Here is a 12,782-nt window from a genome sequence, read left to right as displayed (position 1 = left end):
ATCTAATATAGTGAATTTCTTGTTATGTGTTAGGACTGGCAGTCCTTTAATATTTTAAATATCAAACACTTTTAAATTTGAGGACTGCCAGTCCACTATCACTTTAAAATAAAACGGCTATATTATTTATCCCTTATGAATTTTATACACTTCGACTGCCTGTCCCACTCCTTTTAAAGACGCGGATTGTTTCTCAGCAACATAGGTATCATATTGCTTTAACAGCTCAATAATATTGGCATCATCATAAATTTTTTGCGACAGATAAATCTCATTCGCACTGGCCAAACCCTGAATTCGCGCTGCAATATTGACAGATTGGCCAAAATAATCGAGGCGTTCATCATTAACAACAGTCAATGCAGAGCCACTGTTCAAGCCGATTTTCAGCCCAATTTCATAGCCATGTTGTTTTTGCTCTTCATTAAATTGATCGATCTTTTGCACCATTTCCAACGCACATAAAAAACCATTCAATGGACTAGAAAAAGTTGCCATAATCGCATCACCCATGGTCTTCACGATACTGCCTGAATGTTGTTTCACCGAACTGCCTAGCAATTCAAAATGCTTTTTAACAATCTGATACGCAAACATATCACCCGCTTCATCATACATTGCAGTTGAACCACGCAAATCGGTAAACATCACGGTTAGATTTTTAATGTTTAAATTCAAGGACTCAGATAATTGCTGCACACGGAATAAATCACGAAAACTTTGGTTATTAATCAAGCCGCTGGCAGTCAAAAAAGGAGACATTAAAGGCGGATAGCTGGATACCATTTGTCTAAATTCTTGATAATGAAAACTAAACATCACAAAGCCCAATTTGACACGGCTGTGATTATGTATCGTGATTTGATAATCACCAGCAGCTAAATGCAGTTCGCGCGGTGCAAAACCATTATTTAAAATACTAATATCAAGCTGTTGCTGAGTTTGCACTGTATTTTGGTCAAAATAAATCCAACAAGCAGTATCTTGGTCAATGCTTACCAATTGGCAGACGTGACCTAATTTACCTTCCAAGTCAATTTGAGTTTTCTCATCGGGTTTTAGGCTACAAAATTGTTGTAGTAAATTATGTGAGTATGCTAGAAACTCGGTGGTTTTCTCATAATTATTGGAAAAATGATATTTAAAATAACTGGCTTCATCTTCAAGTGGGTCAATATTTAAGGCTTTAATATCAGGCTGGATTGTGAAAGAGACCTCAACTTGGCCGTCCAGAGCCGTAGGCACATTAATATCACACACGTAACAGTAAAAACCATCGGATTCAAGCTCGTCCAATTCATGATGACTATTAGCAATGCCGCCACACATTGGACACACCATATTATAATTCATGTCAAACAACCCAATTTTTGCACCATGAATAAACACATCAGTACAGTCCTGCGGATCAAAATCATGCTGCTCGGCAAATTTCAGTGGATTAATGCGGAATAATTGCCAATCTCCCTGAGTTTTAAGTATTTGAGCAAAGCGTTCGACGATATCTGAGTTTAAACTCGGAAAAGCTTTCAGTGTGCTCACTTTATTTTGTAACGCAAAGTCATTTATCACAGGATTTACCTATAAGGTAGAATGTTTGTTTAATGTTAATAGTGTCAGGCGTAAAGGATTCAATCAGTTAAAAAATAGCAGTATGGTATCGAGTCAATTTGAAGTCCATTAGAATACGGTGTAATGTTAGCCAGAAGCAGTTGGGAAATTCTAAATATTGATAACCTTGCAATAGGAATATGAGTCATAGCACCTCTACGAAGCAAGAGGATTAGCAACAAAGCTATGGATGACTTGCTATAGTTATTTTAAGATGATACAGGACTGGCAGTCCTAAGATTTCAAAACCATTTGATATTTAAAGTGTTTAAGGACTGCCAGTCCCACTCAAGACGGAATTGACTATAGTCTCATATAAAATACCCAATCCCGTATTATCCCCAAAATAAATCCCAACAGACTATCAATATATTTTCACCCAATCCGACAAAAATGAACCACCAGAGGCAAGACGAGTGTGGTAAACCTAAACAATTTTCACCAAAACCTAAAAAGGTCTATTTTATGACAAGGCATCCGTTTTTTATCTACCCGTGCATAATTGCCGCAAGCTTGACGATGACAGCACAAGCGGAACAATGTGCAACCTCTAGCTTAGTTGATGGTTTGGATATTAATATCCCTTGTTTGAGTTTGAACGCCACAAAATATTCCACTCGTTTATTAAATTATCCTCAGGGGGAATTATCCTGGCAATGGGATGAAAATCTAACGCCAGTTACATGTGCGGATGAAATCACAGACCATTGTGTGCAGCTTGATGATAGTCTGAATTTAGACTTTCCATCATTGGATATTTCAGGACAAGACTACAGTGCAAAACTGAACTACAGCTCTGATATAAGCCAATATGCTTGGCATTACCATAGCCATACGGAGAAAAACACCAACCCACAACAATCCACAGCTATAAATTCAGTGCTCTCTGCTGATGATGTGGCCAGTTTGCGTCAATACATGAATACACTGATTACAGAAAAGCAAATTCCCGGAGCGGTATTAGCGGTGGCCATTGGTACGGATACGGTATTATTAGATGCGTATGGGCAAACGAATATTAGCCAAGGCACTAAAACCACAAATGATAGTTTGTTCCATATTGGTTCAACCAACAAAGCAATCACTTCAGCTCTTATTGCCATTTTAGTTGATGAAGGAATTTTGAATTGGGATCGCAAAATACAAGATATTTACCCTCAATTCACTTTGTCTAATCCAGCATATGCTAACCAGATCACTATTCGCCAATTACTTGATATGACCAGCGGTCTACCCGTTGATGCGGATGAAGTTTTTGATGTACCTGCTCGGGCGGTATTGGACGGTTTAGGCAATGTGAAGCTAATAGGATCACCAGGAGGGCAATATGAATACAGCAATTTAAGCGTTTCTTTAGCGGCTTATCTTGCCGTATTGGCAAAGGCTAAAGCGGATAATGGTTCAATTCAACAGCGTGATTTAGACAATGTTCATGCAGATTATGAGAAATTATTACGAGAAAAATTACTACAACCGTTAGGCATGAGTAATTCCTATTTGTATGTGGATGAAGCCCGCGCCACAGGAAAAATGTCTAAATCCTATCACCTTAGCAACGGTCAGTTTGTACTCAGTGAATCAGTCGATGAACATGATGATAATCTTGCCCCTTCTGGCGGCCTGAAATCTACAGCACAAGATATGTTGCGCTATATGATTATGGAATTACAACAAGGTGTATCAGCAGACGGCCAACGTATTGTTAGTACAGCCAATATGCAAGAACGGCAAAAGCTATCGATAGGTGCAGCAAAAGATAATGATTATGGTTTATGTCTGGAAATCAAAAATATTAATCAGTTTAAATTTATTGGTCATTCTGGCAGCTATGATGACTTCAATTCAACTATTGGTCTGTTCCCAGATCAACAACTTGCTTTTGTATTGCTGGTCAACGGTGATAGTCCCAGCATATCGGATTTAACAGATGGTGGTATTGAAGCCAAAATAACCAGCCTTTTAGCAGATTAAGAATTACTATTTTTAGGATTGTAGAACTACTGGTTTTCAAGGGTTGGTAGTTCTATCAAACAATGTGACAATGACTATAATCCATTCTTAGTATGCTCTCATCAATTATAAATCCTGATAAATAATTTAATCACTTCAATTTTTTCTTGTATAGACCGTCCGTATGCAATTATAATAGTAAGTTTTTACACAGATAAGTCATGGCAAAAGCAACTCACTCTTATCCTGTCTCACGCATTGGTATTATTGGTGGCGGACAGCTTGGCAAAATGACTGCTCAAATGGCAAAGCGCATGGGCTTCTACGTTACCGTACTTGACCCTCAGCCCCGTTGTCCAGCAGAACACATCGCAGACGCACAAATTGTTGGCGATTTATATGACGCGAACAAATTGGCCGCGCTGGCTCATTTGAGCGATGTCGTTACGTTTGACGTAGAGCATATCGACACCGAAACCCTGAAAAGCCTACATGAGCAAGGTCATACCATTTATCCATCACCTTACTTGCTCGAGATCATCCAAGATAAACTCAAGCAAAAACAAGTTCTTGAACAGCATGGCGTGCCTGTCGTGCCTTATGAAGCAGTTGATAATCTCGATATGGCTTATTTACAGCAAGCTCAATTTCCATTAGTGCAAAAAGCCCGTACAGGTGGTTATGATGGTAAAGGCGTTGTTGTATTAAAAAGTGCTAACGACATAGATGAGGTATTGCACACACCATCTATTGTTGAAGAATATGTTGATTTTGAAAAAGAATTAGCGGTTATGGTGGCACGAGATGCTAAAGGCGAAGTTGCTTGCTATCCCGTGGTTGAAATGATTTTTGATGATCGTACTAATATCTGTGACATCGTTACCGCACCTGCTCGCATACCAGAAGACATTACCCAACAAGCGATAGAAGTCGCCTCTCATGCCGTAGAAGCATTGGAAGGGGTTGGCGTATTTGGGGTGGAAATGTTTTTGACTAAGGAAGGTGAAGTACTAGTCAATGAAATTGCTCCGCGCCCACATAATTCTGGCCATTATACAATTGAAGGTAGTATCACTTGCCAGTTTGAACAATTGGTACGGATTGTTTCAGGTTTACCATTGGGTTCAACTCAACTTATCAAACCTGTTGCCATGTTAAATTTGTTGGGTGAGCCAAATTATCAGGGTACGCCAGTAATTGAAGGCTTGGCTGATGTATTGGCAATTGAAGGTTTATATTTCCATTTGTATGGTAAAGAAGTGACGAAGCCTTTTAGAAAAATGGGACATATCACCGTCATTGATGATGATTCAGAACAAGTAATTACCAAACTGCAAAAAGCTAAAAACCTTTTAAAAATCAAGGGACAAAAGCAATGCTAAACAAAGCCGTTGTGGGTATTATTATGGGCAGTGATTCTGATCTGCCTGTCATGCAAGATGCCGCCAAGATTTTAGATGAATTACACGTCAGCTATGAGTTAAGCATTGTTTCAGCTCATCGTACGCCACAGCGTTTGTTTGACTATGCACAACAAGCTGAGCAACGAGGTTTGGAAGTGGTTATTGCGGGGGCAGGCGGTGCAGCGCATTTACCAGGAATGATTGCCGCTGTCACGCCTTTGCCTGTTGTTGGTGTACCGATTAAAACTTCTAGTCTCAATGGCTTGGATTCATTGCTTTCTATCGTACAGATGCCTGGCGGCGTGCCTGTTGCCAGTGTGGCGATTAATAATGCGAAAAATGCAGGTCTCTTGGCCGCACAAATTATCAGTGGCCAATATCCCGAAGTACGCCAAGCGGTGAAAGAATATAAACAGAACTTAGAAAAGACCGTATTAGATAAAGCACAGCGTTTGGAACAGCAAGGTTATCAAGCGTATTTAGGCAGTTAAAAATCTTTGAAATGATTTGTGGGCGAGGGTCGCCAGTCAAAGACTGAATATTTCGAACCTGTATACGGATGAAATATAAAACGACTTTGATTTCGTGTATCGCTGCATAATTCAAATGCTTGATTGGTGGTTAAAAATGTATTAGGCAGTGTCAATAAGCTGTACTGTACATCAGCCACCGTATCAAGTTGAATATTGGTTTCACCACTGATTCCCAACTCGGAAGACGCATCAAATAAGGCTTGGTTTGACTGAATCCCCGTCTTAAATAGGCCAAAAATATCAACACTAATATTGCCGCCATGACCTTGAATCGCTCGGGCTTGCAGTTGGCTGGCATTGCTCGCAATCAAAAATTGGGTTTTAATATTTAAATTACCCCCATTTCCATTGATTAATTCTGAGCTGGTTGTGATTTGACTGTTGTTTAAAGAAATATAGTCCGCAGCAGTTATACGCAAATTACCCCCACTCGATAAACTATCAAAAATCAATGCTCCTGCTAACTGACTCTCAATCTGACTATTTTGTAAATAAATCCTTTGAGCATTCAGTGTCATATCACCACCTGAAGTAAGAGAGTTCGCACAGATTTGTCCGTTCTCAAATAAATTAAGCTGCTGCACATTAATAAATAAATCCCCTGCTTGCCCTTTACTGGTTTCTAAACCCAAATTTGTATTTTCAGATGCGCCTTGTAACAAGAGATCACCACCAATTAATCCAATATCTTGATTTGAAGCCAGTCGTACATTTTGCGGGTTGTCGATGCCACGTTGAATTATAATTGGTGCGGGATGTTGATTGAGAAAGCCAAAACTTGCAATTGATGCAGTGCTTAATATTTCATTTTGGATCGGCTTGGCGTAAAAGCGGCTGTTGTCAGCAAGTTGAATGAAATCAGCCGTGGTTGCGTAAAAGCTGCCTGTTAAATTGAGTTCGGCGTGTTCGCCAAGAGTGATACCGTTTGGGTTTATCAGATAAAAATGCGCATTAGGAATTGTCGAATGCAGTTAACCATTGATAAAACTGGCTTGTTCCCCCATCACCCGAGTAATGATATTTTGAATCTGTTCAGACCCTGAAAATGTCGCAGTTTCACTTGCCGCCAAATTAAATTGTGCAAAACTATGAAATAAATTAGACCCTACGGTTTGACCAAAAGCTTGTTCTATATGATAAATCTGGTTTGTATCGGGAATCATCGGCTGGTTATTGGATAAATAAATATCGGCTTGCACCGTGCAAGTGAATATTGAAACAAGAATCAAACTTAGCCAACGTATCATTTTTCAGCTTAGATATATGATTGAGACAGTTAAATAAATAGGGATTAAGGGATTAGCAGTTAATAGACTGCACTATAAAGTCGGATGGTTCAAGCTTATTTTCTATCTTTAACTCATGTTACGAAAATGAAAAAAAGTTTGAAAAAGTAGGGGGGATAGATGAGCTTTTGATGTTAGTTATTATTAATAAACTCTCTCTCACTGTATTCCACCATCCCAATTGTATCGCATATTTTGCTGGAAAAAGCTGCGCTATTCCACCCTACATAAAATGAAAGGTTCTTTTATTTTCGTAAGGTGAGTCTTTAATTAAGCTCTGTTGTTATATCAATCTTACTCGCATCAACATCATCAAATCAGGTGCAAAATGCAAAATCCTCGTTGCTAAACCTTAGTCATTCACGTAATGTAAGCAACCCCCATGGTTTTATATAAAGGCTGATTTCTATGCTCAAACCCAGTGTCCAGATTTGTCTCGTTTACAATACAGCAACAGCTAATATTACCCCAGCACTAGACCCACAATTTGCTCCACAAGAAATTGTGCTCGTCTATGCCACAGCTCAAAATCAACAAGCTGAAGATTTAGAAAACGTATTAAAAACGGCAGGGATTAAAGTATCGCATTGGCCATTACAAGATGGATGGAATATCGAGCATATTCGGGATCGAATTCTAGAGTTGTTGATTGAACGTGAAGCTGATGATATTGCACTCAATGCCAGTGGTGGCACACGCCCGATGAGTATGGTGGCGTATGAAATTTTTGCTGAATTTTCCAAGCCAATTTTCTATGTTCACCCGCACACTGATGATGTGATGTGGATGCACAAACGTGGACTACCCACAATCAATTGTGCCGATCGGATTAAATTACCCGCCTTTTTGCAAGCTCATGGCGCACCCGTTTTAAGTCAAGGCGCGAAGCGTGGTGTTCCTAAAAATTTGCGCACATTAACTGATGAATTAGTAGAACATGCTGAATTATTAGCCAAACCATTGGCCGCATTGAATTGGTTAGCCCAACAAGCAGAACAAACCTTGCAATCACCCAAATTGTCCGCCAGCCAAGAAAACTGGCATGAGCTACAAGCATTAATCCAGCGAATGCAAGCCGAGGGTGTTTTAGACTATCGTTATCAATGTTTGCAATTTCCAGACGAAGAAGCACGATTTTTCGTCAATGGCGGTTGGTTAGAAAATCATACTTTTAGTATTGCCTATGGTTTGCGCAAAGAAATTCCTGAGATTCAAGATGTGGGTTGCAGTGTGGAAATTGGGCGCGACGACACGGGAAGAGTGGTTAAAAATGAGATGGATGTCACTTTTTTAGCTAATAATCATTTGTATATCATTGAATGTAAAACCAAACGCTTTAACGCACATGGTGACAATCCTGATAGCCCCGGTAGTGAGATTTTGTATAAATTAGACACCTTAAAGGGTTTATTTGGTGGCCTTCATACCAAAGCCATGCTTGTGAGTTATCACCCATTGTCCAATTGGGATATGCAACGCGCGAAAGATTTGGGACTTAAGGTTTGTACTGCTCGGATGTTGCCGCAATTACGTTCAGTGATGAAGCAATGGATTGAAGATCAGGAAGATTAATAAAACTGTAAGCAGTATAGTCAATTCTATCTTGAGTGTGAGGACTGGCAGTCCTTAAATACTTTAAATATCAAATGGTTTTAAAGTTTAGGACTGCCAGTCCTGTATCATCTTAAAATAAAACGACTATACCTATTGTTAATGTAATGCGTTTTTATTAGGATTGTCAATCGATCAAAAACAGGCAATCCTAAACTATTAAACCGTTTGTTCACTCACGTTACACAAAAACTATTTCTCATGAAAAATCAACAATTTATAAAGTTATCTCTGCAAGGTAACTGGTTGATTTATTGTTCTACAAAATGTTGTCTGCGTAAGGTGAATTATTCATACAGCATGACATCGCCAATCGCTTGTGCCCATTGATGAAAAGCGGGTACATTAAACAAGTCATCACCGATTGCGCGGTGCATATCAGACACCAACATCACACCCATTTCTCTATGCCTAAACCGTGCTGCAAAATCCAAAATATGTCCGAATAGGGTTGATGCCTCAGGCTGGTCTTTAGCTCGAATCGCCCGACCCACTAGAGCCGCAGCTACTGCATATTGCAAATCGGTATCATGAGGTGGCTCAACCGCTTGACCCTGCGTAATCGCATCTAAATCAGGCATATTTTCCAAATTCATAATAAAGGTATGCAATTCAATACCCGCCGCATCGCCGACACAAGCTTGTAATGAACCTAATAATAAATTGGGATAATCAATAAATTTTTGCAATGCTCGATGGGTAAATTCCCAAGAACGTGGAGAAGGAAACGCCACAGGATTATGTGCAGGATCAAAATCGAACAATAATTCAGGCCGAAAACGCAGAAAACCAATAATCCGTTCATCAATCTGATTCTGATACGCCCATGCCACCCAGTCGTCTAAATAAACCGATACTTCAAAATGAGAAAAACGATTAGCCAACGGTGCAGGCATTGCGTAAGTTACACCTCTGTCACCTTGTCGATTACCCGCAGCAAAAATCGCCCAACCACTTGGCACTTGATATTCACCTAAACGTCGATCTAAGATTAATTGATATGCGGCGGCTGACACGCTGGGTGGTGCGGACGTAATTTCGTCTAAAAATAAAATCCCTGCTGTGCCATGTTTGGCTTCATTGGGTAATAATGCGGGGGTTGCCCATTCCACAGTTTCACCGACTCGGAACGGAATCCCACGTAAATCACTTGGCTCCATTTGAGATAAACGAATGTCAATCACAGGGACTTGATGTTTAGCTGCAATTTGAGCCACGATTTGAGATTTCCCAATCCCCGGCGCACCCCACAACATCACAGGCGTATGATGCCCTTTATCGGTACTGAGAAATTCTTGCTCTAAAATAATACCCAAATGTGCTGGCCGCATAGTTCCTCCAAATTTATTTTTATCATGTTTTTTTGATATATGGCTTATCGTAAACATTCCCATTCAAAATGGGTTAAATTTTTCTGTTTACGACTGAACTCGATGCCCAGCAAATAAATTGGCTTTTGCAGCGAAACATATTTTTCATACTTAAATCAATTCTGCCATGATTAGAGGTATCTTCAGGCATAATTTTAAAACCCATTCCTGCAAAAAAAGCATACACAATCGCCGCATAAAAACCCTCATAGCCACCCATAGGATTTTTACGATACCAATCGTGTGGGATCGATGCAAAGAAACTATGTAAAATCACCCGAATTTCATTATTTAGCAGGGCAAAATATAATTTCTTCTGAATAGAAGCTTTCGTATGCACATCATCAATAATATATTCTAAAAGAAAATTGGTGAACGCATTACGCACTTCTAAATTAGGATAGCCTAAAGTAAAAAAACGTTCTCCCGGAATTTCAACAACGTGTTTAATAGTCAAATAACCTGTTTGAAATAATAAGTTTTCTAAACTAAAGCGTTCAACATCAAAATGACTTAATGAGCTTTGAGTGGCTTCAATCGATTCTAAATGCGGAAAATAGTATTTTTTCTCTTGGATCAGTTTAACTAGGAAGGTTGGTGTGGAGGTTTCAAACCAAAAATTTTGATAAGATTTATTCCTAAAAAACAACAAAATATCGTAAGGATTGTAAACCGATTCACCTAAAAAATTGTAGCCGTTATACCATGCTTTTAAATCTGTAAAATTAACGGTGCTAAGATAATCAGTAAATGTTGTTTTTAACTCGGTTTCAGTATAACCACAAATGGTTGCATAACGCTTGTCTAAGCTAATATCCAAAAGATTATTAAGTTGACTAAATAAGCTAACTTTAGAAAATTTAGTAATCCCTGTTAAAAAAACAAACTTAAATTGTGCATCATTGCCTTTAATCACTGAGTATAAGTTGCCTAAACCATCACGCATGTCTTCAGCTGTTTTTTTGTCGGTAATGTTGTCTAAAATCGGTTTATCGTATTCATCAACCAGAATCACTACTTTTTGCTGATATTTCTCATAAAGCTTATTAATCAATTCGTCCAATTGACTAGATATTGATTTGTATTCCAAGCTAATAGAATGGTATTGAGCATGTTCATTTAATATGTCAAAGATTTTATTATCTAATGCTTGTCGTGAATGCACATTACCTTTGGCAAAATCAATATGAATCACGGGATAAGTTTGATCCCAATCCCAGTTATTTTCTAAATATAAACCTTTAAATAAGTCTTTTTTACTGAGAAAGGCTTGTTTTAAAGTGTCAATAAATAAGCTTTTACCAAAACGACGCGGACGAGATAGAAAATAGTAAGTGCCCTGTGTCGCTAAATTATAGACAAGCTGGGTTTTATCAACATAAGTAAAATTGCCTTGCTGCATGTTTTTAAATGTTGAAATGCCAATAGGTAATGCCTTCATTGTAAACACTCCTATAAAATACTAATTTTCATTGATTTTTTTCTGTGGCAGCCAGCGATTTGGATAAATACGTACTGTTTTTACCACTCTGTCGCCTGCTTGCATAATCTCCATAGGGTAACCATCTAAACGCAAACTAATCCCTGATTCGGGTATCGCTTCTAAATATTCTAAAATCAAGCCATTTAGTGTTTTAGGTCCTTCTGTTGGCAAATGCCATTTCATGGCTCGATTCAATTCACGCACCGTAATGCTGCCATCCACTAAGTAACTGCCATCATCTAATGGATGAAAATCTGGAGTCAGTACATCGGCTGGATTGGTCGTAAAGTCACCGACAATTTCTTCTAAAATGTCTTCTAAAGTCACTAAACCCTGAATATCACCATATTCGTTGACAACTAAGCCAATCCGCCGCTTATGACGTTGGAAATTTAAAAGTTGTGTATTTAATGGTGTACCTTCAGGAACAAAATATAAATCTTTGGCGATTTTTTCTAAGTCTTCTTTGCTTATTATTTCATGCTCAAACAAACGCACTGTTTTCCTTAAATGTATGATACCAATCACATTATCTATATTTTCACGGTAAAGTGGAAGGCGCGTATGTTGTGCAGCAGCCAGTTGTTCTCGAATCATATCTAAAGGTGAATTTAAATCAATGCCGACAATTTCATGACGTGGAATCATGATGTCATCAACTGTGACTTTTTCTAAATCTAAAATACTGAGTAACATTTGCTGGTGACGTTTTGGAATAATGCCTTCTGCTTCATGCACTACGGTGCGTAATTCATCACTGCTTAATCGATGACTGTCATCATTGTCTTGAGAGATGCCCATTAATCTCAGCAATCCATTTCCCGCTATATTTAACATCCATACCAAGGGATAAAACAGTTGCAATAATGGTTTAATGAGTAGGGATGCAGGAAATGCAATCCGTTCAGGGTTGGTCGCGGCAATAGTTTTGGGTGTGACTTCGCTAAAAATAAGAATCACTACTGTAAGTAGTGCAGCAGCAATGGGCACACCCGCTTCTCCCATTAAGTCAATTGCAATCACGGTCGCAATAGAGGAGGCTAAAATATTAACGAAGTTATTACCTAGTAGAATGACTCCAATTAGACGGTCTGGCTGTTCTAGTAAATCACAGACACGTTTGGCAGCTTTGTGGTTTTTGGCAGCTAAATGACGTAAACGATAACGATTGATTGCCATCATGCTGGTTTCTGAGGCGGAAAAAAAGCCAGATGCAATAATTAAGAAAACCAGTATCCCTAATAAGATACCTGTATGAAACCCGTCCAAAAAAACATACCTTTCGTTGTTGCCCGTTTACTGTTTATTGCAACTGCCAGTCGTTGTCAAGCTTTAATCTATCACTAGCCATTATTCAAACAATCAAAAACATTTTAACTGCATGATATATAAAAGCATAAAGCTTTTTAATGGTTAGCTTGCTCCTAAGCTCAGCTTGGGAGTGTCTGTCCAAGAAGCTTTGCTTCAAGTAGTACAATATCACACAGAATTCAGTCACAAGATAAATCACAAACCCAACAATTTTTTTATTTGGT

At 38.8% G+C, this 12,782-nt stretch carries 8 protein-coding genes and 1 pseudogene; 4 read left to right on the top strand and 5 right to left on the bottom strand.

The features are described 5' to 3' along the window. Positions 1-126: 126 nt before the first annotated feature. Positions 127-1,572, bottom strand: a complete 1,446-nt coding sequence (locus tag ABXH34_RS14330) for an adenylate/guanylate cyclase domain-containing protein (RefSeq protein WP_353572567.1) — start codon at positions 1,570-1,572, stop codon at positions 127-129. 558 nt (positions 1,573-2,130) lie between these two features. Between ABXH34_RS14330 and ABXH34_RS14325 the strand changes: the two genes are divergently transcribed. From ABXH34_RS14325 to purE, 3 genes are all read left to right on the top strand, one after another. After that, entirely contained in the window at positions 2,131-3,582 is a 1,452-nt protein-coding gene (locus tag ABXH34_RS14325; RefSeq protein ID WP_353572566.1) for a serine hydrolase domain-containing protein, read from the top strand. A gap of 200 nt (positions 3,583-3,782) precedes the next feature. Continuing rightward, positions 3,783-4,943, top strand: a complete 1,161-nt coding sequence (locus ABXH34_RS14320) for a 5-(carboxyamino)imidazole ribonucleotide synthase (protein ID WP_353572565.1) — start codon at positions 3,783-3,785, stop codon at positions 4,941-4,943. After that, on the top strand, positions 4,937-5,455 hold the full coding sequence (gene purE / locus ABXH34_RS14315) for a 5-(carboxyamino)imidazole ribonucleotide mutase (protein ID WP_353572564.1): 519 nt from the start codon (positions 4,937-4,939) through the stop codon (positions 5,453-5,455). The genes ABXH34_RS14320 and purE overlap by 7 nt, the downstream gene beginning before the upstream one ends. Here purE and ABXH34_RS14310 read toward each other — a convergent pair. Then, a pseudogene (locus ABXH34_RS14310) lies at positions 5,452-6,744 on the bottom strand (two-partner secretion domain-containing protein). The gene purE and the pseudogene ABXH34_RS14310 overlap by 4 nt on opposite strands. 447 nt (positions 6,745-7,191) lie before the next feature. On the opposite strand from ABXH34_RS14310, the gene ABXH34_RS14305 reads away from it, so the two are divergent. Further along, positions 7,192-8,355 (top strand): Card1-like endonuclease domain-containing protein, encoded by a 1,164-nt coding sequence (locus ABXH34_RS14305; protein WP_353572563.1) that lies wholly within the window; start codon positions 7,192-7,194, stop codon positions 8,353-8,355. A 326-nt stretch (positions 8,356-8,681) separates the two neighbouring features. Here the strand turns inward: ABXH34_RS14305 and ABXH34_RS14300 are convergent, their stop codons facing one another. The 3 genes from ABXH34_RS14300 to ABXH34_RS14290 all read right to left on the bottom strand — a co-directional run bounded on the left by ABXH34_RS14300 (position 8,682) and on the right by ABXH34_RS14290 (position 12,516). Next, positions 8,682-9,725 (bottom strand): AAA family ATPase, encoded by a 1,044-nt coding sequence (locus ABXH34_RS14300; protein ID WP_353572562.1) that lies wholly within the window; start codon positions 9,723-9,725, stop codon positions 8,682-8,684. Positions 9,726-9,798: 73 nt separating this feature from the next. Beyond that, on the bottom strand, positions 9,799-11,205 hold the full coding sequence (locus tag ABXH34_RS14295) for a PD-(D/E)XK nuclease domain-containing ATP-binding protein (RefSeq protein ID WP_353572561.1): 1,407 nt from the start codon (positions 11,203-11,205) through the stop codon (positions 9,799-9,801). A 21-nt stretch (positions 11,206-11,226) separates the two neighbouring features. Further along, positions 11,227-12,516 (bottom strand): HlyC/CorC family transporter, encoded by a 1,290-nt coding sequence (locus tag ABXH34_RS14290; RefSeq protein WP_353572560.1) that lies wholly within the window; start codon positions 12,514-12,516, stop codon positions 11,227-11,229. Positions 12,517-12,782: the final 266 nt, after the last annotated feature.

The sequence above is a fragment of the Candidatus Albibeggiatoa sp. nov. BB20 genome (genome assembly GCA_016744725.1).
Taxonomy (GTDB): domain Bacteria; phylum Pseudomonadota; class Gammaproteobacteria; order Beggiatoales; family Beggiatoaceae; genus Albibeggiatoa.
Note: the sequence above shows the minus strand (reverse complement) of the source record. Positions and strands in the feature narration are given on the sequence as shown.